Source organism: Granulicella tundricola MP5ACTX9 (assembly GCF_000178975.2).
Classification (GTDB): domain Bacteria; phylum Acidobacteriota; class Terriglobia; order Terriglobales; family Acidobacteriaceae; genus Edaphobacter; species Edaphobacter tundricola.
This window is the reverse complement of record NC_015064.1, coordinates 655,441-677,291: the sequence shown is the minus strand read 5'-3', so window position 1 is coordinate 677,291 and position 21,851 is coordinate 655,441. Positions and strand designations below refer to the sequence as shown.

Annotated in this window: 24 protein-coding genes and 1 pseudogene; 9 read left to right on the top strand and 16 right to left on the bottom strand. The window is 60.7% G+C overall.

The window, feature by feature from the left end:
* The first annotated feature begins 24 nt into the window (after nt 1–24).
* From ACIX9_RS02830 to ACIX9_RS02820, 3 genes are read left to right on the top strand one after another with little or no spacing between them, the layout of a single operon-like run.
* On the top strand, nt 25–2,703 hold the full coding sequence (locus ACIX9_RS02830) for a sensor histidine kinase (RefSeq protein WP_013578967.1): 2,679 nt from the start codon (nt 25–27) through the stop codon (nt 2,701–2,703).
* A gap of 24 nt (nt 2,704–2,727) precedes the next feature.
* Nucleotides 2,728–3,354, top strand: coding sequence for a response regulator (locus tag ACIX9_RS02825; RefSeq protein WP_013578966.1), 627 nt, complete (start codon nt 2,728–2,730; stop codon nt 3,352–3,354).
* Nucleotides 3,347–3,874 (top strand): hypothetical protein, encoded by a 528-nt coding sequence (locus ACIX9_RS02820; RefSeq protein ID WP_013578965.1) that lies wholly within the window; start codon nt 3,347–3,349, stop codon nt 3,872–3,874. Before ACIX9_RS02825 ends, ACIX9_RS02820 begins: the two co-directional genes overlap by 8 nt.
* Nucleotides 3,875–3,877: 3 nt before the next feature.
* On the opposite strand, the gene ACIX9_RS02815 is transcribed toward ACIX9_RS02820, so the two are convergent.
* From ACIX9_RS02815 to ACIX9_RS02790, 7 genes are all read right to left on the bottom strand, one after another.
* Complete coding sequence (locus ACIX9_RS02815; protein WP_041596907.1) at nt 3,878–4,084, bottom strand: hypothetical protein; 207 nt, start codon at nt 4,082–4,084, stop codon at nt 3,878–3,880.
* A 96-nt stretch (nt 4,085–4,180) separates the two neighbouring features.
* Complete coding sequence (locus ACIX9_RS02810; protein WP_013578963.1) at nt 4,181–5,461, bottom strand: SLC13 family permease; 1,281 nt, start codon at nt 5,459–5,461, stop codon at nt 4,181–4,183.
* A 52-nt stretch (nt 5,462–5,513) separates the two neighbouring features.
* Nucleotides 5,514–6,452 (bottom strand): pseudouridine synthase, encoded by a 939-nt coding sequence (locus tag ACIX9_RS02805; protein WP_013578962.1) that lies wholly within the window; start codon nt 6,450–6,452, stop codon nt 5,514–5,516.
* Nucleotides 6,453–6,512: 60 nt separating this feature from the next.
* Nucleotides 6,513–6,908, bottom strand: coding sequence for a (R)-mandelonitrile lyase (locus ACIX9_RS02800; protein ID WP_013578961.1), 396 nt, complete (start codon nt 6,906–6,908; stop codon nt 6,513–6,515).
* Nucleotides 6,909–6,956: 48 nt separating this feature from the next.
* On the bottom strand, nt 6,957–7,112 hold the full coding sequence (locus tag ACIX9_RS25565; RefSeq protein ID WP_013578960.1) for a hypothetical protein: 156 nt from the start codon (nt 7,110–7,112) through the stop codon (nt 6,957–6,959).
* Complete coding sequence (gene scpB, locus ACIX9_RS02795) at nt 7,112–8,179, bottom strand: SMC-Scp complex subunit ScpB (protein ID WP_013578959.1); 1,068 nt, start codon at nt 8,177–8,179, stop codon at nt 7,112–7,114. The genes ACIX9_RS25565 and scpB overlap by 1 nt, the downstream gene beginning before the upstream one ends.
* A 183-nt stretch (nt 8,180–8,362) precedes the next feature.
* The gene (locus ACIX9_RS02790; protein WP_013578958.1) at nt 8,363–9,979 is read right to left on the bottom strand and encodes an inorganic phosphate transporter; all 1,617 of its coding nucleotides are present in this window, start codon (nt 9,977–9,979) and stop codon (nt 8,363–8,365) included.
* Nucleotides 9,980–10,115: 136 nt separating this feature from the next.
* On the opposite strand from ACIX9_RS02790, the pseudogene ACIX9_RS26690 reads away from it, so the two are divergent.
* Nucleotides 10,116–10,442: pseudogene (locus ACIX9_RS26690) on the top strand (macro domain-containing protein); the annotation flags it as partial.
* Nucleotides 10,443–10,483: 41 nt separating this feature from the next.
* Here ACIX9_RS26690 and ACIX9_RS27275 read toward each other — a convergent pair.
* On the bottom strand, nt 10,484–10,612 hold the full coding sequence (locus tag ACIX9_RS27275; RefSeq protein WP_269744704.1) for a hypothetical protein: 129 nt from the start codon (nt 10,610–10,612) through the stop codon (nt 10,484–10,486).
* Between the two features lie 36 nt (nt 10,613–10,648).
* On the opposite strand from ACIX9_RS27275, the gene ACIX9_RS27615 reads away from it, so the two are divergent.
* Together ACIX9_RS27615 and ACIX9_RS02780 are read left to right on the top strand one after the other, a co-directional pair.
* The gene (locus tag ACIX9_RS27615; RefSeq protein WP_083808370.1) at nt 10,649–10,900 is read left to right on the top strand and encodes a DUF4160 domain-containing protein; all 252 of its coding nucleotides are present in this window, start codon (nt 10,649–10,651) and stop codon (nt 10,898–10,900) included.
* Nucleotides 10,884–11,285: a DUF2442 domain-containing protein gene (locus tag ACIX9_RS02780; protein ID WP_013578957.1), complete on the top strand. Its 402-nt coding sequence runs from the start codon at nt 10,884–10,886 to the stop codon at nt 11,283–11,285. Before ACIX9_RS27615 ends, ACIX9_RS02780 begins: the two co-directional genes overlap by 17 nt.
* Here the strand turns inward: ACIX9_RS02780 and ACIX9_RS02775 are convergent, their stop codons facing one another.
* The 4 genes from ACIX9_RS02775 to ACIX9_RS26245 all read right to left on the bottom strand — a co-directional run bounded on the left by ACIX9_RS02775 (nt 11,286) and on the right by ACIX9_RS26245 (nt 14,364).
* Nucleotides 11,286–12,212, bottom strand: a complete 927-nt coding sequence (locus ACIX9_RS02775) for a segregation and condensation protein A (RefSeq protein ID WP_013578956.1) — start codon at nt 12,210–12,212, stop codon at nt 11,286–11,288. It abuts the gene before it with no gap.
* Nucleotides 12,212–13,402, bottom strand: a complete 1,191-nt coding sequence (trpS, locus tag ACIX9_RS02770) for a tryptophan--tRNA ligase (protein WP_013578955.1) — start codon at nt 13,400–13,402, stop codon at nt 12,212–12,214. Before trpS ends, ACIX9_RS02775 begins: the two co-directional genes overlap by 1 nt.
* A 63-nt stretch (nt 13,403–13,465) precedes the next feature.
* Complete coding sequence (locus ACIX9_RS02765) at nt 13,466–14,158, bottom strand: site-2 protease family protein (RefSeq protein ID WP_013578954.1); 693 nt, start codon at nt 14,156–14,158, stop codon at nt 13,466–13,468.
* 38 nt (nt 14,159–14,196) lie between these two features.
* Nucleotides 14,197–14,364, bottom strand: coding sequence for a hypothetical protein (locus ACIX9_RS26245; protein WP_013578953.1), 168 nt, complete (start codon nt 14,362–14,364; stop codon nt 14,197–14,199).
* Between the two features lie 133 nt (nt 14,365–14,497).
* Here ACIX9_RS26245 and ACIX9_RS02760 point away from each other — a divergent pair, with 133 nt between their 5' ends.
* The 3 genes from ACIX9_RS02760 (at nt 14,498) to ACIX9_RS02750 (ending at nt 17,010) form a co-directional block, all read left to right on the top strand.
* A complete protein-coding gene (locus ACIX9_RS02760; protein WP_013578952.1) occupies nt 14,498–14,770 on the top strand; it encodes a hypothetical protein in 273 nt (90 codons plus the stop codon).
* Between the two features lie 182 nt (nt 14,771–14,952).
* On the top strand, nt 14,953–15,237 hold the full coding sequence (locus tag ACIX9_RS02755; RefSeq protein WP_013578951.1) for a hypothetical protein: 285 nt from the start codon (nt 14,953–14,955) through the stop codon (nt 15,235–15,237).
* Between the two features lie 177 nt (nt 15,238–15,414).
* Nucleotides 15,415–17,010, top strand: a complete 1,596-nt coding sequence (locus tag ACIX9_RS02750) for a DHA2 family efflux MFS transporter permease subunit (RefSeq protein WP_013578950.1) — start codon at nt 15,415–15,417, stop codon at nt 17,008–17,010.
* A gap of 245 nt (nt 17,011–17,255) precedes the next feature.
* Here ACIX9_RS02750 and ACIX9_RS02745 read toward each other — a convergent pair whose 3' ends face one another.
* The 4 genes from ACIX9_RS02745 to moaA form a co-directional block, all read right to left on the bottom strand.
* A complete protein-coding gene (locus ACIX9_RS02745) occupies nt 17,256–18,731 on the bottom strand; it encodes a PAS domain-containing protein (protein ID WP_013578949.1) in 1,476 nt (491 codons plus the stop codon).
* A gap of 104 nt (nt 18,732–18,835) precedes the next feature.
* Nucleotides 18,836–19,282, bottom strand: a complete 447-nt coding sequence (locus ACIX9_RS02740; protein WP_013578948.1) for a hypothetical protein — start codon at nt 19,280–19,282, stop codon at nt 18,836–18,838.
* A gap of 131 nt (nt 19,283–19,413) precedes the next feature.
* Entirely contained in the window at nt 19,414–20,547 is a 1,134-nt protein-coding gene (locus ACIX9_RS02735; protein ID WP_157477235.1) for a GGDEF domain-containing protein, read from the bottom strand.
* A 124-nt stretch (nt 20,548–20,671) separates the two neighbouring features.
* Nucleotides 20,672–21,739: a GTP 3',8-cyclase MoaA gene (gene moaA, locus ACIX9_RS02730; protein ID WP_013578946.1), complete on the bottom strand. Its 1,068-nt coding sequence runs from the start codon at nt 21,737–21,739 to the stop codon at nt 20,672–20,674.
* Between the last annotated feature and the right edge of the window lie 112 nt (nt 21,740–21,851).

Sequence of the window (21,851 nt, the reverse complement as noted above, 5' to 3'; positions counted from 1 at the left end):
ACAGACCAGATGATGTCTCCTCGTATGCCTTGTCGCGTCCGGCTGGTCTGGGCATCCCTGTCTTTACTGTCCTGCATCCTCCCCCGCCTCTCCGCGCAGGATCTCCGATACCTTCGCCACCAGTCATGGTCCACGGAAGAAGGCCTTCCGCAGAACAGCGTTCACGCCATCCAGCAGTCGGCCGATGGCTTCCTCTGGATCGCTACCGAAGCCGGGCTCGCACGCTTCGATGGCTACAGCTTCAAACGATTCGACCACTCCAACGAACCCGCCTTCCGCAGCGACGACATCTGCTGCCTCGCCAACGCCCCAGACGGCTCCCTGCGCATCGGTACATCAGACGGCCTGGTCCTCCTGCAGCATGGCCGCTTCATCAGGGCCAAGGCAGATGAGCCATTCCCCGCACAGAACGACCAGCCTCTGCACGGCCCAGCCGGCTCCATCTGGAGCTCCACCAACACCGCCGTCACCTTCACCAGCGGAACCAACTCCCTGACCTGGCATGCAGGTTCCGACCTGCCCGGCAGCCGGATCGAATCGCTCTTCGTCGATCGCCACGGCATCGCCTGGGTCGGCACCAACGACGGCCTCGTCATCCTGCACCCCGGCACCAAAGCCGCCACCTCGATCGACGCTCTGCGCGGCAACGCCGTCCTCCAAACCTATGAAGACCATGAAGGCAACTACTGGATCGGCACCGAGACCTCCGGCCTCCACATCCTGCGGCCCGTGGCCTTCCGCACGGAGCCATCCCTCGCAGACAAGGCTCTTACCACCGTCATTCAGGCCACCGACGGAGCCACATGGATCGGCACCCGCAATGATGGCCTCCGCCGCATCGTCAATAGCACAACCACCCAGCCAGCCAAGTTGGAAAGCCTCACCAGCTCAGTCATCCTCTCCCTCGCACCCGGCCTCGATGGAAGCGTCTGGGCCGGCACCCCGGATGGTCTCAATCATGTCAGCCAAGATGGCACGGTAAAAAAGATCACCTCAGCGGAAGGCCTCCCGGACGATTACATCCAGGCCCTCCTCACAGCGCCGGATGGCTCCCTCTGGATCGGCACACGCCATGGTCTCGTCCATCTTCACGACGCAGTCATGGACGTCCTCACCGCCGCCAACGGACTCGGCGGAGACCTCGTCGGGACCCTCATGCTCACGCGGCAGAACGAGCTTTGGATCGGCACCTCCGGCGGCCTCTCGCACCGCAGCACCGAAGGCAAGATCAAGAACTTCACCAGCCGCGATGGCCTCCCGCAAGGCATCGTCACAGCTCTGGCAGAGGACTCTGCCGGTCGCCTCTGGATCGCAACCTCCGCAGGCGCACTCGCCAGTCTCACCCAGGGCGTCATCCACACCGTCACCACTCAAAGCCTCGATGCCCCCATCCACGCCATCGTCCCAGACCAGCACGGCTACCTCTGGCTTCGCACGGAGCATGGCATCCAGCGCGTCCTCGCCGCAGACCTCGCAGCCTGCGCCCAGGGCCAAACCTGTCCTGCACAGACCAACACCTACGGCCTTGCCGACGGCCTCCCCAGTGAAGAGATGATCGCCGCAGGCTCACCCGCCATGACCATGATGGCAAACGGCGAGCTCTGGTCCGCCACCCGTCGCGGCGCGGCCATCACAGATCCCGCAACCCTCCAGACGAGCCTCATTCCCCCACCCGTCGTCATCGAGCGCCTCCTCGTAGACGAAGCCCCCATCACTCTGGACGGCAGCTCTATCGAGATTCCCCCAGGCCACGTACGCTACACCCTTGAGTTCGCCGCCCTCACCTTCACCACGCCGTCCAAGGTCCGCTATCGCTATCGCCTTGAAGGCCTGGACAAGGGTTGGACAGACGCCGCCAACAAGCGCTCCGCCACCTATACCAACCTCCCCGGCAAGGACTACACCTTTCGCGTCCAGGCTATGAACAGCGATGGCCTCTGGAGCCCCACCGGCGCCGTCCTCACCTTCCGCGTCGTCCGCCCCTTCTACAAGCGCTGGTGGTTCTTCACCCTCCTCGCAGCCCTCGCCGTCCTCGCCGCCATCGCTCTCTACCGTCGCCGCCTGCAGCGTCTCCAGAGCCGTTTCGACGCCGTCCTGCAGGAGCGCAGCCGCATCGCCCGTGAGGTCCACGACACCCTCGCCCAGGACTTCGTCGGCGTCTCCATCCAGCTCGACATCGTCACCCATCTCCTCACCTCCAACAAAACCGCCGCTGCCCTGGAGCAGGTCCGCCAGACCCGCACCCTCGTCACGGAAGGCCTGGCCGCAGCTCGCCAGAGCATATGGAAACTCCGCGCTAACCTCGCGCAGGACAGCCTCCCCACGCGCCTCGCAGAGATCGTCAAGCGTTACACCTCAGACCAGCTCCCCATCCGCCTGAAGATCGGCGGAGCCTTCCGTGACCTCGACGACTCCACCGAAAACGAGATCCTCCGCATCGCCCAGGAAGCCCTCTCCAACGTGCAGCGCCACGCCGACGCCTCGGAGGCCTCTGTCGATCTACGCTACGAAAGCGATATGCTGGTTCTCACCATCCAGGACAACGGCACCGGCTTTGACCCAACCCGGGCCGCCCGACTGGAAGGCCATTACGGCATCAGCGGCATGAAAGAGCGCACTACCTTGCTCGGGGGCAGCCTTGAACTCGCCAGCACCCCAGGCACCGGCACCACAATCCTGCTTACAATTCCCATGACAGCTTAACCGCCGGCTCCAAGGAGTAGCACCATGCCCAACCCAATCAGGATCATGCTCGTAGAAGACCACCAGATGGTCCGCCAAGGCCTCGTCTCGCTCCTCTCCTCTACGGATGAACTGGAAGTCGTCGGCGCAGTCGGCGACGGAGCCCAGGCCGTCGAGCTCTTCGCCACCCTTCGCCCGGACGTCACCCTCATGGACCTCCAACTCCCCAAGCTCGGCGGCGTAGAAGCCATCCTCAAGATCCGCCAGAGCTTCCCGGAAGCCCGCATCATCGTCCTCACCACCTATGACGGCGACGAGGACATCTACCGCTCCCTCCAGGCCGGAGCCAAAGGCTACCTCCTCAAGGGCATGCCCTTTGACGAGCTCCTCAAAGCCATCCTCGCCGTCCACGCCGGCAAGTCACGCATCCCGTCCCCTATCGCGGAAAAGCTCGCCGACCGCCTCTCCGGCCAGCAGCTCACCGCCCGCGAGCTCAGCGTCCTCGAGCGCATCGTAGCCGGCCGCGCCAACAAGGACATCGCCGCCGATCTCTTTATCTCGGAGGCCACCGTCAAGACCCACGTCAACAATCTCCTCAGCAAACTTGGCGTCGCAGACCGCACCCAGGCCGCCACCATCGCACTCCAGCGCGGGTTCGTGCATCTTGCCTAACAGCCCACGTCTCCGCGCCATCCTCATCGCAGTCCTGCTGATGCCATTAGCCCTGCTCGCACAGCCCAGACCAAAATCATCCTGGCGAGCCGCCACACCGGCCGAGCTCGAATCCGTCCTCCCCGCCCGCGCACCCGTCGAAAAAGAACGCATTGAAACCGAGCTCCGCACCGCAACCGGCATCACGGACGCTCACGGCCACACCATCGCCGCCGTCGTCCTCATCACCGCCGGATACGCCGCCAACGGCAAATACTCTCACTTCCTGCTCGTGCAGAGCCCCCTGGCTCTCGGCCCGGACCTCCACCTGGTCCCCGGCTCTTACGTCCTGGGCTGGACTCGCACGGAAGATGGTCTCCTCGTTCACGTCTTTGAAGCCGCCACCGGCACGGAGCGCGGCACCTTCGTCGCGCGCATCCCCAAGACCCCCACCAAGGTCGAGCCCTTCAAGATCTGGCCGCCCGCTGATCGCAGCGTCATCCAGATCGGCCGCTTCCTGGCCCCCTATTCCCTCGAATAACCGTCAGTACCCCTTCCCCACGACAAAGTGATTCAGCGAGTTCATCGCCTTCGTGATCTCAATTCCCATGGTGTGCGGCTGCATCCGATACACCAGTTCTTTGCCACCCTGCAGCGTGATCACCGTATCATCCTCGCCTCGTGCCTCAATCGAGATCAGCGCCTCGGCGTTGAACACATTTCCATCCACCATATAGATCAACTTCATCATTCACCTCGGAATCGAATCTAACATCAGCATAGGATGCGCAATCCAGCCGGCAGCCTCAACCGCGCAGCCGGCCCCGCCTTGCGCCCATTGTGGGAGTCACCGCGATGAAGCCAGCATCTGCATCGCCAGCGCCCCGCCCAGCGAGCAGATCAGCGCAATCGGCATCGCCAGCATCCCTACCTTCAAGAAGCGCCAGAAGCCAACATCCAGTCCCTCCTTCCGCAGCGCCAGCAGCCAGAGAATCGTAGCCAGCGACCCCGTAATCGAAAGGTTCGGCCCCAGGTCCACCGCAATCAGCACCGCATTCGCAATCAACCCCTTCGCATGAGCGGCATGAAGCGTACCCCCCGCGATCAGCCCCAGCGGCAGGTTGTTCACCACGTTATTCGCCACTGCAACCGCAAAGCCCGCCACCGCCGCGCCCACAGCCGGAGCAAGCTGCATCGCCCGCGCCAGCCAGCGTTCGGTCACCTTCAGCAGCCCCAGACTCTCCACTGCATCCACCATCACAAACAGCCCCGCCACCAGCACCAGCGTCCCCCAACTGATCTCCCGCGCAAGCTTCAAAGGATTGCTCCGTGCCTTGATCGAAACTACCGCTGTAATCGCCAAAGCCGCACAACACGCCGGCAGACCCAGGTCTTTCTTCAACGCTGACGCCGCCAGCAGCACCCCCACCATCAGTGCCAGCCCTGCTAGCACCACCTTACCCTCCACGCGCAGCGGCACATCCTCCACCTCGCACTCAATCGCAGCCCGCAGATCGTCACGAAAGATCACTCTCATCACCAGGTAGGTCGAAGCGATCGAAAGAACAGAAGGCACCCCAAACGCCACCAGCCACTGCCCCAGCGGAGGCATCCCCTCATGAAACACCACCAGGTTCGCAGGGTTGGAGATCGGCAGCACAAACGACGCCGCATTCGCAATCAACGCACACGTAAACAGATGCGGCAGCGATTCAACCTTCGCCTTCCGCACCGCCGCCAGGATCGCCGGCGTCAGCACCACCGCCGTCGCATCGTTGGACATGCAGATCGTCACCACCGTACCGATCCCATACACCAGCGCAAACAGCCGCGTCGCAGACCCCTCCGCCCTCCGGATCGCCAGCGACGAAAGCCAGTCGAACACCCCATGCTCCCGAGCCACCTCGGACAGCAGCATCATCCCGATCAGGAAAAGGTAAACGTCCGAGCCTTCCGCAACCGCACGCCCCGCCAGCCGCAGCGGGACCAGCCGCAGCGCCACCAGCATCAACGCTCCGCCGCCAACCCAGTAAACCTCCGGGATGTTCCGTGGCCGAACCAGCATCAGCAGGATGCTGACCCCCACGATCAGCCCCAGAAGCAAATGCCCAGACTCCACAGCCACCATTCCCACTTCCCGCCCGAATTAGGAGAACTCAAGCAGCGGCCTGCCAGCGACACTAGCTCTTCGCCGCGTAGCTCTTCCCAGCCCCCGGACGCTTCGGCTTCACCGGCGCCTTCAACTTCGAGAACTCCGGCAGATTCCGCTTCGGCTCAACCTTCTTGCCCTTGGATGCACGATCCAGCGCCATCACCTCACCCGGCTTCAACTCACGGAACTCACCCGGAGCCACATCCAGCCGCAGTGCTCCATACCCAATCCGTCGAATCTTCTCGACGTGGTGCCCCACTTCCTCAAACATCTTCCTGAGCTGCCGATTCCGCCCCTCGGTCAGCGTCACCTCGTACCAGGGGTTATCCCCGCGACGTACAAGCTCCACCTTCGCGGGAGCCGTCAAAATCCTGTCCCGCCGGCCAGCCCTCACCTCATCCAGCCGGCCACGGTCGATCATGATCCCACGCCGTATCTGGTCCAGCGCAGAGTCTGGTGGCACGCCACTCGTCTTCACCAGGTAGGTCTTCTCCACGCCCGTAGAGGCCTTGGAAAGCGCATTCGCCAGGTCGCCATCATTGGTCATTAGCAGCAGACCTTCGCTCAGATAATCCAGTCGTCCAACGGGATAAAGCCGAACCTGCGTCTCATGCGGCCCGCTCTTCGGCGTCATCAACTGCATGACCGTCGGCCGATGCTGCGGATCATCCAGAGTCGTCACGTACCCACGCGGCTTGTTCACCATGTAGTACTTCTGCTGCTCCGGTCCCTTGATCAGCTTGCCATCCACCCGGATATGGTCCTTCGTGGCATCCGCCCGAGTCCCAAGCTCCGTCACAACCGTGCCATTCACCTGCACGCGTCCGTCGAGGATGATCTCCTCGGCCTTACGCCGGCTCGCAAGCCCGGCCTGTGCCAATATCTTTTGCAACCGCTCGCCCGCAGGCGCTGCTTCCTTCGCCGCTGCCTTCACCGGCGCGCTCTTCTTCCCAACCGTCTTAGTCATCCTTCTATTATCGCCCGCGAACCCCACCCGGCTCACACAAACCGCAAAACACCCGCACCTTTACCGCCGATACTGCTCGTCCGTCACATGCTCCATCCAATCTACCGCCTTGCCATCCAGCCGTTCCTGGATCGCAAGATGCGTCATGGCCGTGGTCGGCGCAGCCCCATGCCAATGCTTCTCCCCCGGCGAAAACCACACCACATCCCCCGGATGGATCTCCTCCACAGCCCCACCCTCCCGCTGCGCCCATCCACATCCAGCAGTCACGATCAAAGTCTGCCCCAGCGGATGCGTATGCCACGCCGTCCGAGCCCCCGGCTCAAACGTCACACTCGCACCCGCCACCAGCGCCGGATCGGGAGCCTGAAACAGCGGATCGATCCTCACCGTACCCGTAAACCAATCCGCCGGCCCCTTGCCCGAAGCCTGCGACCCAACCCGCTTAATCTCCATCTGAAGCCCCTTTGCGTCCTTAGCGTTCTTCCTTAGCGCCCTTTGCGGTTAGCTTTCCTTGTCCTTCTTATAAGCATCCGGCCCACTCCCCAGCGGTTCCTGCAACCCATCCGGAACCTCCGTCAGCGGCTGATCCGGCGCAAACTCGTTATCCCCTTCAGGCGTAGCCACAGCATCCGCAACCGGCTTAGTCTCCTCAGCCATCACTTACCCTCCTCGGCCTGAATCGCAGCCTCATCCGCCGAAGGATCATCCCCCGGCTCATCATACGTAGGCGGCAGCCCGGACTCTCGCCCATCGAGCGTCGGCAGATCGTCCTTCGCCAGGTTGCTGTTATTCGCCCCCAGGTCGTCCGAATCCCCATCCGCCTGCGGCTCGGTCGCGTCCTTCTCTTCCATCAGGTTTTCGTGCGTCACCCGTTCGTCCGTATCGCTTCCCCTCGGCATCGGAATCTCCTCTTGTTCGACCAATTCGCCAGCCATCTTCTCGAACTCTTCGATGCTCGGAAGCTCCGAGATGTCTTTCAGCCCGAACCGCAAAAGAAAATCCTTGGTCGTCTTATAAAGAATCGGCCGCCCAATCACCTGTTTCCGCCCGGCAGTCGTGATCAGCTTCCGCCCCATCAGGCTGCCCAGCACGCCACCCGAGTCCACCCCGCGGATCTCAGAGACCTCCGGAGCCGTCACCGGCTGCTTGTAAGCCACCACCGCCAGCGTCTCGAGCGCCTGCAGTGAAAGCTTCAACGCCGGCTTCAGCGACCGCACGAACCCCCGCACCGCATCGTGATACTCCGGCTTGGTCCCCAACCGGAACCCACCCGCAACCTCCCGGACCTCCAGCCCCCGATCCCCAACCGCATAGTCCTTGATCAGCTCATCCAGAATCTCCCGGAAGAACTCCCGCAGCTTCCGCTCCCGCTCCCGGGCAGCCCGTTTCTCCGCCGCCGAAACCTTCGCAATCGCCGCATCCGTCAGCTCCGCCTCAGCCTCAGCATCCGCTTCCACAACTGGGTGCCCCATGTCCGGATTCTCGGACGTGGGTTGAGTCACCTCAGCGTCATCCATGTCCGGACCGTCTGACAGAAGTTCCTCCACCCCAGAACCGAGCGCATCCTCATCCCCAGACGTCTCCAGCCCCAGATCCTGCTGCCGAGACTCCATCCGGTCCAGCTCAGCCTGAGCCTCATGCCCCAGCAGTCCCATCAACTGCGCCAGCGTCACCGGCTCTTCGGACGCATAGATAACCGCTTCAATCTTCGCCTTCAAACTCATCGTTTTGACACTTCCAGCTTCATAGGCGTTCCACTTTCAGGTAGCAGGATTGACCCCTAAGTCTAACAATCACCCCAAAGGAAATCCCGCCCCAAACAACAATGAGCCCCCGCAACCGCGGAGGCTCATTCGATTCCAGACTCAAATACAACAAAATAAAGCGTTACACCAACCCGGGATCAACTACTTCGCAATCGCGTTGAACACCCAGAACAGGCATCCGGAGAGTAGCGCAGCAGCCGGCAGCGTGAAGATCCACGCCATCGCAATATCCCGGATCGTAGAAAGCTGCAGCCCGCTCTTGTTCGCCGCCATCGTCCCGGCCACGCCGGAGCTCAGAACGTGCGTCGTACTGACCGGCAAACCGTAGGTATCCGCCGCCAGAATGGTGCACATCGCCACCAGTTCAGCAGAAGCCCCTTGAGCGTAAGTCAGATGCGTCTTCCCAATCTTCTCTCCGACGGTGACCACAATCCGCTTCCAGCCCACCATCGTGCCAAGTCCAAGCGCCAGGGCAACCGCCACCTTCACCCAGGTCGGGATGAAACGCGTCGATTTATCCAGAAAGCCCTTGTAGTTCGTGACGACTTTCATATCGTCCGCATTCATCTTCGGTCCCAGCTTCGGCAGCAACCGGAACGTCTCGCTCACCAGGTACATCTCATTCCGCACGTTCGACTGACGATCTGCCGGCACATTTGCCAGCGCGCCATACTGCGTCGCCTCATTGCGGATCTCGTTCACCTGCTGCTGCAGCGCAAGCATCACGCCCGGCTCATACTTCTTCGTGCTGATAAACGCCTCGAGCTCCGGCTGAGGGTCCGCCATCACCGCGCCCGGAGTGACATAGTTGCTCAGCGCCCCGGCCACCTGCGTCGAAACCGCCGCAAACGTCTGGACTTCCTTTGCATTCACCGTATGGTTCAGCGCATAAGCCGTCGGAACAGTTCCTACCAGGATGAGCATGATCAGCCCCATGCCCTTCTGTCCGTCGTTCGATCCGTGCGCATAGCTCACGCCGCCGCACGTCAGGATCAGCAGGCAGCGGATGTAGAACGGTGGCGGTGCCGTCCCCTCGGGAGCCTTATAAAGACGAGGATCACGCGCTAAAGCCTTGAACAGGAAGAACACGATCGCCGCACCCGCAAAACCTACCAGCGGAGAGATCAGCAGCGCCTTGAACACCTTCGTCACCTGCTCCCAGTCAACGCCCGCGGTACCGGAGTTGCCCATCATCATCTGGTTCGCAATTCCCACGCCCAGGATTGATCCGATCATCGTGTGCGAGCTCGATGCCGGCAGCCCCTTCCACCAAGTCGCCAGATTCCAAAGAATCGCAGCCACCAGCAGCGCAAACACCATGGAGAAGCCAGACCCCTTGCTCACCTTCAGGATCAGCTCCACCGGCAGCAGCGTGATGATCGAGAACGCCACCGTTCCCGAGCTCATCAGCACCCCAATGAAGTTGAAGATACCCGAGTAAACCACCGCCACATGCGGCTCCAGCGAGTGCGTATAGATACACGTCGCCACCGCATTCGCCGTGTCATGGAACCCGTTCACAAACTCGAACCCCAGCGCAATCAACAACGCCAGTCCCAGCAGCAGGAACGGAAAGATGCTCGAGCTATGCACGACCGAAAGGTCTCCGCTCAGCTTCGTGACGATATACCCGATGCCCCCCACCAGCATCGCGCCAAACACCAGCATCCCCCACTTACCCGGGCTGGACTTGGAAAGCTTGGCGTCGAGGACCGAACCCGACGGAACCACAACAGCATCAGGAGTAGCGACAGACATGAGGGAATCTCCGGAAATAATCAGAATCTTCTAACGAGTGTCCCCAAGATATCCAAGCCCACCCGCATCAAATATGAAGATTGCGTGAACGGTTCGTGAAACACCCACAGCCCTGCCCGGAAGTCCATCCCCCAATATGGTCACGTTACCCCAGCTCGAACTCCACCGCGGCGACATCACCCAACTCGCCGTAGACGCAATCGTCAACGCCGCCAACCATTCTCTGCTCGGCGGAGGAGGAGTCGACGGAGCCATCCACCGCGCCGCCGGCCCGGAACTCCTCGCAGCCTGCCGTAAACTCAACGGCTGCAACACCGGCGACGCCAAAGTCACCCCCGGCTTCCACCTCCCCGCGCGCTTCATCTTCCACACCGTAGGCCCCGTCTGGCACGGCGGCACCTAAAACGAAGAGTCCAACCTCGCGAGCTGTTACACCCGTTGCCTCGAATTGGCCACGGAGTACGAAATCCAATCGATCGCCTTCCCCGCCATCAGCACCGGAGTCTACGGCTTCCCATACAGCGCGCAGCAGAGATCGCCGTCGCCACAATCCGCACCCAGGCCCCCACCACCCCCCTCACTCGCATCCTCCTTTGCGCCTTCGACGACCCCACCGCCAAAATCTACACCCACCTTCTCAGCGAGAGCTCCTCGAAGTAGACTGGCAGCGTGCCTGCCATAACCCGATTTCGCGGTCTAAACATCGGCATCTATACCGCAGATCACAGGCCTGCCCATGTCCATGTAGAGGGTGCAGGTTTGCTCATCGTCTTTTATCTAAATTGCTGGACTGGTCCCGTCGCTATCAGAGAAAGTTACGGAGCCAACAGTAAGACAGAGAAGCAAGTAGCCAACTTCCTCAACGAAAATCTACAATTGCTCTGTACAGCCTGGGAGAACTTTCATGGTGACCCAACTTGAGCACGATGAAGCAGTAGAGCGTGGAAACGAAGCGCTTCGTACGCAGCCTCGCGCCATCAGCGCAAGGTATGACGCCGCATCACACCGTATCGTGGTAGAACTCAACACCGGATACTCTGTTTCGTTTCCGCCGGAGAGAGCCCAAGGCTTCGAGTCTGCCAATTCAGAAAGCCTGTCTGAGGTAGAGATCTCTTTCCCAGGCTTCGGAATTCACTTCCCCAAACTCAACGCAGACCTTTGGGTTCCTGCCCTCGCTCGAGGCATCTTCGGAAGTAAACGATGGGAAACCGCATGGCTCGCCGCGCATCCGCTTGAGGAATTGCCTTTCCGTGTAAGCGAAGCGCCGTCGGAAGGCAGGCAGAACGAAGCCCAGACAGCAGCCTAACTACTGCCAGTCATCCCGAGCAGCAGCCTGATCTTCAAATACCTGGTCGAATGACTCCGCCTTCTTCACCAGAATGTCCCCCATCACCTCCGGCTGATGCAGCAGGATCGCCTGCAACCTGACCAGCTCCAGCATCGCCAGGAACATGCAGATCACCGCCCGTTCCGTATGCGTATTATGCAGCAGCCGCCGCAGCGAGACCGGCTTATCCTCCATCAGCAGCCGCCGCTTCACGTAGTCGATCATCTGCGCCACCGTCACAGACTCCTCGTCCACATTCAGCACCGGCCTCTGCTTCAGCCGCTCCAGCACATCCTGAAACACTCGCACTAAGTCGACCGTGTCAGCAGCAATCTCCGGCTCCGCGGCCGAGTCATCCCTGAACTCCCGTATCCCCGGGTTCGACCACGTAGCCTCTTCAATCTGCTGCTTCTGCATCAGCATCTGCGCCGCCGCCTTGAAGCGCTCGTGATCCAGCAGCCGATCCACCAACTCCCGCCGCGGGTCTTCCGCATCCTCTGCTCCGCCTGCCAGGGGATCGCGCGGCAGAAGCATCTTGCTCTTGATATGGATCAGCAGCGAAGCCGTATAGATAAACTCTCCCGCCGCATCCACGTCCGTGTTCTTCAAAACGTGGCAGTACTCCAGGAACTGCGCCGTAATCGTTCCCATCGGGATGTCATAGATATCGATATTCTGCTTCCGGATCAGGTCCAGCAGCAGGTCCATCGGCCCGTCATAAACGGTCGCAACGGTAATCGAAAAAGGAGAGAGCGAAATCTCTTCCTTAGCCTTCGCTGGCGCACTCTTCTTAGCCTCCGGAGCAGGAGGAGGCTCAGGCTTCGGCTCCAGCACAAACGGAGCCGCCTCAGCCACCGGCACAATCTCCTCAGTCGAACCAGCCAAACTCTGCTCCGTATCCGCCATCAGCCTCTTACTCCATGTGAGCGATATCTCAATCCCATAACCTCGCTCACCTGCCGCATCGTCTCATCTGCCCTGGTCCAAGCCTTCGCGCCGCCCGCATCCAGAATCTCATCCACCAGCCCCGGCCTGCTCTCGTAGTAGCTGCGCCGTTCTTGCATCGGAGCCAGCGCCCGCACCACCCCATCCGCCAGCCAACCCTTGCACTCGATGCACCCGATCCCCGCGGTCACGCATCCCTCAGCCGCCTCAGCCTGCGTCTCCGCGCTGGAAAACACCTTATGCAGATCGAACACCGGACAAACCTCCGGGTTTCCCGGATCATCCCGTCTTACCCGAGCCGGATCAGTCACCATCGTCTTCAGCTTCGCCCTGACTGAAGCCTCATCGTCCGACATCAGAATCGTATTCCCATAGCTCTTCGACATCTTCCGCCCATCCGTCCCAGGCAGCTTCGGCGAAGGCGTCAGCAGCACCTCCGGCTCCGGCAGAATCGTCCTCGTCCCATAACCACTCTTCAGCTTCGTCTGCGGAGCCGCCGCAATCAGCTCATGCGGCGTAAACGTCTCCTTCTTCGCATCGCCCGAGTTCTTCCGGGCCTTCGTCTTCACCGCCTCCAGCTCCCAAGGCGCAGCCCCCTCAGCCATAAAGAAGCTCCCCGGATAAAGCTGGTTGAACCTCCGTGCGATCTCCCGAGTCAGCTCCACATGCGAGGCCTGATCCAGCCCCACCGGCACAAAATGCGGCTGGTACAGCAGGATATCCGCCGTCTGCAGCAGTGGATACCCCAGAAACCCATAAGTCGCCAAGTCTTTTTCCCGAAGCTGCTCCTGCTGATCCTTATAGCTCGGCACCCGCTCCAGCCAGCTCAGCGACGTAAACATACTCAGCAGCACATGCAGCTCCGCATGCAGCTTCACATCGCTCTGCACAAAGATCGTGCTCTTCTCCGGATCGAGCCCACCCGCCAGAAAGTCCAGCGCCACATCCTGGATATTGCTCTGCAGCTTGCTCAGATCTTCATAGTCGGTCGTCAATGCATGCCAGTCCGCAATAAAGAAGTAGCACTCATACTCCTCCTGCAGCTTCACCCAGTTATGCAGCGCACCCATGTAGTTGCCCAGGTGCAGCTTCCCCGTAGGCCGCATCCCGCTCAAAACCCTCTTCCGTCCGCCGTTCAAATCCAAACTCATCTCGTCCGACACTCCAGATCTATCCGTACTTATCTTTCTTTTCCGCGTTACGCCTTTTCCAGCCTACAAAGCAAACAGCAGCCCATTGAACAGTCCCATCAGCGGGCTCATAATCGCCAAAATAATCCGGAACCCAACAAAAAAGAACGCAATCATCAACCAGAAGCCCATCCGGTCGAACTGTTCTTTGGCGTTATAAGGCAGAAAGTACCGCAGCACCTTCCCACCATCCAGCGACGGCAGCGGCACCAAATTAAACGCAAACAGCAGCAGGTTCACCAGAATCCCGTAATAAAGAAACAGCACCACCGGAAACGCCTGTGGCAGCCCAACGGTCGCCACGCTCGTATCCCGCAGCGACAGCGCAGCAGCCACAGGTAGTGCCAGCGCGATCGCCGGAACCGTATGCTTCAGCACCAGCAGCGCGATCAAACAAACGCCAGCCGCAAACAGATGAGCAGCCGGGCCCGATGCATACACCAGCATCTCCCCGCGCTTGCCAAAGTTCCGCGTCGTCATCGGCACCGGCTTACCCCAGCCCAGCACCAGCGGACTCTGGTAGATAAAGATCACCGGAAAAATAATCGTTCCCAGCAAGTCATAGTGCTTCACCGGGTTCATCGTGATCCGCCCCAGCATCCGAGCCGTCTGATCTCCCAGCCTTGAAGCCGTCCACGCCTGCACCATATCGTGGAACGAGAGCGCCAGCACCATCACCACGTATTCAAACACCGCCAGCGCGACTTCCAAACTCATCCCTATAGCTTACCTAACCCTCGCCCCGCAGCCGCAGCTCAATCCCGTTTCTCCAGCAGCTTCGCCAGCGTCTCCTTATGCTTCGGCTTCCTGGCCGCCTTATCCTTCGGGTCAGGAATCACCCGTTCCGCCGGCACGATCCCCACCCTCGCCCGCGCGTTGGCCTTCACCGCCTTCACAATCGAAAACACCCTCTTCTTCGCCATCTTCATCGCGTCCTCTGATTCAATTCAACCACTTCCAACCCCCGCCCGATATGAAATACTCTCAATCGATAGGGGCAAGACGTATTCCCACGCCCAAACAGGCAAGGACTCGCCGGGCCCCGCGAGGTGAATCATGGAAGAGCGCGATTTTTTCGACGAACGGCCCGAAACCCGCAACCACCTCATGACCTGCCCCCACTGCGGCCAGCAGGCCGAATACCAGCTCAACTGGCTCGTCCGCCGCAAAAAAGCCCAGCTCGGTCGCGGCGCGGACGAACGAGACCGCGCCCGCTTCGCCAAGGCCCAAAGCTACATGGTCCGCCGGGACGACCTCGTCGGCTGCAAGAACATCCGCTGCCGCAAGCGCTTCGACGTAGCCGGAATCCAATCCGTAGCCTTTCTCTAGCCTTAGTCTTGAAAGGGCGGGACTTCAGTCCCGCCGCTCCCAAACCGGAACGAATCCGGCTTTAGCCGCCGAGGGAAAGCGGGAAGCTGTCCGAATCCTTCTCCCACCTTCCCCGCCGCCAAATCCTGTGATGTAATAAACCTGTCGCCTCACAAGATCATCTGAACCAGCAGGAGAACAAAATGGCCAACACCCTGATCCCCATCGAGGAACGTAACCTCACCCCAGACCAGGTCGAGCTCCTCGACCGCCGTCGCCGTCGCGGGCAGGCCTTCCTCGTCGTTGCGGTCCAGACCACCATCATCTCCTGCCTCCTTCTCCTCTGGTCCGGCCAGGACTTCACCCTGACCCCCGGCTGGGTCAAGCCCATTGTCATCTGGAACACCATCACCGTCCTGATCGCCATCTCCTGCTACACCATCGGCATCCGCCTCCGCCGCGGAACAAACGAGTTCTTCTCCTACTAAAGCAACTCAGCACCAAAGCAACACCGAAGCCCGGGCCAATCCCGGGCTTTTTCGTCTCACAAGCCGCCCAGACCCATAAAACCTACGCAATCAATGCATCCCGCACTCGTACCAGTCATCTCAAGTACTACGCGGTTCTAATTCCGCGCACCCAGATTCAGCAGGAGTATCACCAGCATGGCCGGTCCCGAAGCGACCTCTGACCAATGGAAGCCCAGGGTAAACCCCTGGCTCATCGCCGCGACCGTCGCCCTCGCAGCCTTCATGGAGGTTCTCGATACCTCCATCGCCAACGTCGCCCTCCCCCACATCGCCGGCAACCTCGGCGCCAGTGAGGATCAGGGCACCTGGGTTCTCACCAGCTATCTCGTCTCGAACGCAATCGTCCTGCCCGCCGGTGCCTGGGCCTCCTCCGTCATCGGCCGCAAGAACTTCTTCCTCTCGTGCATCACCCTCTTCACCATCGCCAGCTTCATGTGCGGTCTCGCTCCCTCACTGCCCATCCTCCTCCTTGCCCGCGTCATCCAGGGCATCGGCGGCGGCGGTCTCCAGCCCATGGCCCAGGCCATCATGGCGGACTCGTTCGAGCCTAAAAAGCGCGGTCAGGCCTTTGCCCTGTATGGTCTCGTCGCCGTTCTCGCCCCCTCCATCGGCCCCACCCTCGGCGGCTGGATCACCGATAACTACTCCTGGCGCTGGATCTTCTACATCAACATCCCCGTCGGCATCCTGGCCTTCATCCTCGTCACCCGCTTCGTGGACGATCCCCCCTGGCTCAAGCCGGATCGCGCCAACCTCCGCAAGCTTGACTACATCGGCCTCAGTCTCCTGACCCTCGCTATGGGCGGCCTCCAGATCGCACTTGATAAGGGTGAAGAAAACGCCTGGTTCGCCTCCAACTTCATCCGTTTCTTCGCTGCCATGTTCGTCTTCGGCATGGCCGGCCTTATCTACTGGGAGTGGAACAGCAAGGCTCCCATCATGAACATCAAGCTCTTCAAATACAAGAATTTCGCCATCTGCGCCCTGCTCATGGCCTTGGTCGGCGGAGTCCTTAACGCCTCCACCGTCCTCCAACCCCAGTTCATGCAGCAGCTCCTCGGTTACACGGCCACCATCGCCGGAATGGCACTCACCGGAGGCGGAATCGCTCTGGTCGTCGTCATGCCGCTCGCCGGCATCGCCACCGGCAAGTTCGCCGCGCGCAACCTCGCCGCCATCGGCTTCATCTTCTTCGCCGGTGCCTTCTGGTGGAACTCCATCACCCTCAACCTCGGGCTCAGCTTCGGATACAACGCCTTCCTCCGCGTCATCCTGATGATCCCCATCCCCTTCTGCTTCATCTCCATCACCAACGCCGCCTACGTCGGTCTCCCCCGCGAGGCCTCCAACCAGGTCTCCGGCATCATCAACTTCGTCCGCAACGTTGGCGGCAGTATCTTCATCGCCCTCACCGGAGCCGAGGTCACCAACCGCTCCCTCTTCCATCAGGCTCAGCTTCAGAACCACATGCAGCCCGGCAGCATGGGTTATATGAGCGCCCTCAACGGCCTTATCGGCCTCTTCAAAGGCACCACCGGCAACACCGCGGACGCCACCGGACTTGCTCAGGCCTCCATCTACCAGCAACTCCAGCAGCAGGCGGCTGCCATGGCCTACCAGGACATCTTCCGCCTCCTCTGCTACATGTCCATCGTCATGATCGGCCTGGCCTTCCTCCTCAGCAAAAACAAGCCCGGAGAAGGTGCCCCAGCCGGAGAAGCCGTCCACTAATCCACCACGGCAACAACTGCCCGTTGCCGTTGCCGTTCGGATTAGAGGGGGGCTTCAGCCCCCCTTCAAGGCCACAAAAAAAGCGGGCTTTAGCCCTGGGCAAGTCCCCCCACCCAGGCAAGATCAGCCTTCATCGCTTTGATCAATCCTTGTCAACTCAAGCCGTCCCCAGAGATCAGCACACACGCCACTCAAAAGCTCTATCCTGCCTTGATCCGTCTTTCCCTTTTATCCGCGGTAAGCCTCTAAACTGCAGGCGGCAGAAACAAGGCAAACACCGTCCCAAACCCCCGCCGGCTCCTCACCCGCAGCCGCCCCCTATGCTTCTGCACGATCTCCGTGCTCACCCAAAGCCCCAGCCCCGTCCCCAGTATCCCCTTCGTCGTATAAAACGGCTCAAAGATCCGCCGAGCTGTCTCCGCATCCATCCCCATCCCGGTATCCGCCACCGTAATCCGCACCCCGCACCGTCCGCTCACACCATCCATCGCCGGCCTCGCCCGCACCACCAGCCGCCCCCCACCCCGCATCGCGTCGATCGCATTCCCCACCAGGTTATTCAGCACCTGCCGCAGCTCCCCCTCATACGACACCAGCGTAGCCCCGCCCCGTACCCCCAGCTCCACCATCACCCCAGAGTTCAGCAGACGGCCCTTATAAAGCGCCAGCACGGACTCCACCGTCTCCCCCAGGTTCACCTCCGTAGAAGCCGTCGTCTGTTTGAAGAACCGTAGCGTCTGGGTCGCAATCTGGCTCACCCGCCCCAGTTCATGCTGCGCCACCCGGGCATAGTTCCGTAGCTCATCTGCATCTCCATCAACCGACTCCTCGATCAGGTAAAGCAGGTTCACCACAGACTCCAGCGGATTGTTGATCTCGTGCGCAATGCTCGAGGCCAGCCGTCCTACCGCCGCCAGCTTCTCCGTCCGCAGCAGCGCATCCTCGCTCATCTTCCGGTCCGTGATATCGACCGTCACCCCCGGAAACCGGATCGGCGTCCCATTCGCCGCCAGCGAGCAGCGCCCATACGCCGAAAGCCACCGCACTGATCCATCCTCAGACACCAGCCGATACTCACACGTGTACTCCTCGCCCGTCACCAGCGCGTGTGCAATCGCCTCCCCCACCCGTACAAAATCCTCCGGGTGAACACCCTTCGTGAAAGCCTCGATCGCAATCCCCTGCGCCGCCGCTTCAGCATCCACGCCATAAAACGCCGCGAAGTTCGCATCCGCCCGCACCAGGTTCCGCTGCACATCCCAGTCCCACGTCCCGATGGCCCCCGCCGCCGCCAGCGCCAGCCGCTGCCGTTCCTCACTCTCCCGCAGCGCCTCCTCGGCATTCCGGCGCTCCGTAATATCAAACCCATGCACGATCACCCCGCGAACCCGGCCCTCCTCATCCCGGTCCGGAACATGCTGCACCCGCAGATACCGATCCCCCAGCGCCGTCCGCATCGGTGCCTCAAACTGCTGCGAAACTCCATCCAGAGCAGCCAGCAGATGCCCCTTCACATTCCCGGCCGAATCCCCCAGAACCTCATCCACCGTGCGTCCCACAATCTCCGCAGCCGGACGCCCGAACCACTCCTCGTACGTCCGGTTCACCATCACGTAGCGCATCTCGTGATCGAGATAAGCGATGTAAGCCGGGATCGTGTCCACAATCATCCGCAGTCGCGATTCGGTCACGTCCTGCAGCCCTGAGAAAGATGTCGACACAAAGATCTCCGAAGACGATTGTATCGCCGCGCCCTCGCCTCAAACGCAAACTGGCCCCCGCGCACGGGAGCCAGTCTTGCTAACCAGAGTACAAGGGAGAAAAGTTAAGCAGCCATCTCAGACAAACGGGGTGAAGCTTGAATGAAGCGCACCAGGTCCTCAACCGTAACCAGCGGCGAGTGATTGATCCCAGGCTGATGCAAGCGGTAGTTCAAAGACAGCAGATCGTGTACAGACTCGGTGACATCCACATTGTCCAGTCCGAGATCCTCATCCAACAGGTCGCCCGCCTCGATCGGGAAGCTGACCCGCTGCTTATCCTGCAGGTAACGGTACGTCGACCGTGCAATATTCGGATCGAAGCCGTACGCCGTAAGGAAATTGACGAACGTATCTTCGTTGGTACCAGACCGCTGCTCGTTCATCCGTACCCGACGGCTACGAGCGGAGAGGTAGAGCACGACCATCACGAAGCCGAGCAGAAGGGCGATGAGCGCAAGCGGTCCCGCCTGTTCGCTGAGCCAGATTGTGAGATTGCTGGGAGTCTGCATTGGAATACCTTTTCCCGCTTATTTGCGTCCTCGATGTGGGCCAGGACAAGCTGTGAGAGAAGAGTACTACAAATGTTCCACATTGCTACGAAAAAATTTCGTAGTTAGAACATTCTTCCTAGCGGAAGCGACTAACGTCGTCCAGATGCCTTACGATCCGCTGAAATCGGCCCACCAGCCGCCATCAACCGCCCCCGCCCAACCACCGCCACATTGTCCCGAGTGCTGTTCTTCACGTCGTACATCATCGAATCCGCCGACCGCAGAATCGTATGCACACTCGCCCCATCCTCAGGAAACGTCGCCAACCCAAAGCTCCCCGAAAGATGCAGCGTCAGCCCATCCGACTGCAAAAACGTAGCATCCCGCAGCCCTTGGCACAGCGCCAGCGTCAGCGCGATCGCCGCATCCTTACCCGTCGCCGGCAGCAGCACCACAAACTCGTCGCCCCCATACCGGAACGCCGAAGCCTCCGGCCCTACCATCCGCCGCAGCAGGCTCCCCACCTCCGCCAGCAACCGGCTCCCCACCAGGTGCCCGTAGGTATCGTTGATGCTTTTGAAGTAGTCCAGATCGATAAACACCAGCGAAAACGCCAGCGGATGGGCCTTCTCCAGCGGATTCGTAGAGGTCGGCGCAATCAGCGTCACCTGCTCCTCCAGCATCGTATACAGCCGCCGCGCGTTGAACAGCCCCGTGCAGTCGTCCGTAATCGAAAGCTCCTGGATCAACGCCAGCGACCGTGCATTCTGAATCGCAATCGCCGCATAGTCACACAGAATCCGCAGAAACGAGATGCTGTACTCCGAAAGCAGATCCAGCTTGGAATTGAGGAGTTGAATCACCCCCAGCGTATTCTCGCCCGAACGGATCGGCACGCAGGCAATCGAAGAGATCTTCAGATCCGGATGACTCCGCGCAAACGCCGACCAGTGCGGATCCAGCGACACATCCGGCACCACCAACGGGTTCCCCGTAGAAGCCACCCACCCCGCCACACCCTGCCCCAGCGGAACCCGTAGCCCCTTCAGCGACTTCGAATCCTCGCCCACAGCAATTGCATAGTAAAGATCGTTCGAGTCCGGATCGATCATCAGCAGCGACCAACGCTCCGGCCCAAAGAAATTCGCCATCTTATCCATGATGGCCAGCAAAATCTCTTCCAGTTCCAGCGTCGTCGTCAGCGAGCGCGCAACGTCATGAAACACCCGCAGATGATCCATCTGCCGGCTTTCGATGACCTCGAATTGTCGCCGTTCTCTCACGCCACGTTACCGCCCTGATTCTGACGATACCTGACTTTCATAAGAGGTCAAGAACCGTTACCACGGAAGTTGCAGGCACTCCGTTTCGGAACTACCCCACGAAGAAAGCGGTCTGGTTTGTGACCTAGCCACCAATATGCACCATCGAACGCGACGGCTTCTCAAACCCAGGCTCTCCAATATGATGCCGAGCCTCCTTCCGGTCCACCACCCCCCGTATATAACCTGCAAGCTCCTCATCAGACGCCCCCCGCCGCAACCGCCCATATAGATCGTGGTCCGTCTGCGAGAACAAACAAGTCCGTATCTTGCCATCGGACGTCAGCCGCACCCGCGAGCAGTGCCCACAAAACGGCCGCGAAACCGGAGCAATAATTCCGATCTCCCCCCGCCCATCCGCAAACGTATACCGCCTCGCCGTCTCACTTGCAGCATTCGCCGGCAGCTCCACCACCGGCATAAACCCATTCAGCCGCGTGACGATCTCATCCAGTGTCACCACCGTATCCCGGCTCCAGTTCCGGGCATTCGGCGCGCTCGAAGGCTCCTCCAGCGGCATCCACTCGATAAACCGGACGATCACGTCCTCGTCCCGCGAGAACCGCGCAAACTCCTCAATCTGCGAGTCGTTGAACCCCCGCAGCAGCACGCAGTTCACCTTCACCGGCCCCAGCCCCGCCGCGGAAGCCGCCCGAATCCCCGCCAGAACCTTGTCGAAGCTCCGCGGCACCCGCGTAATCGCCGTAAACGTCTCAGAATCGACAGCATCCATAGAAACCGTGATCCGCGAAAGCCCCGCATCCTTCAACGGCTGCGCCAGCCCGGCGAGCAGGTGCCCGTTGGTCGTAAGCGCAATATCCAGCCTCTCCCCACCCAGCGTTCGCTCGCCAGAAAGCTCCTGAATCAGATCCAGCAAACCCGCGCGCAACAGCGGCTCGCCCCCCGTCAGCCTTACTTTTTCTATCCCCAACGAAACAAAAACCCGGATGATCCGCAGGTAATCCTCAATCGGAAGCTCATCGAACATGGCCCCTTCATTACCCGTCCTGCAGTAAACACATCGGTAGTTGCACCGGTCCGTCACCGATACCCGCAGATCCGTAATCGCCCGCCCATAACTATCCCGCAGCGCAGGCGTGTCCAGCGTTGGAAGGCTCTCAAGCGGATTGATCAAGGTAGCGGAGGCTATCATTGCTTCTTCAGTATCCCATTGGATGCAGGCCAATCGCCAACCGCATCTAAGCGCTCCCTGCTCCCTGCTCCCTGCTCCCTGCTCCCTGCTCCCTGCTCCCTGCTCCCTGCTC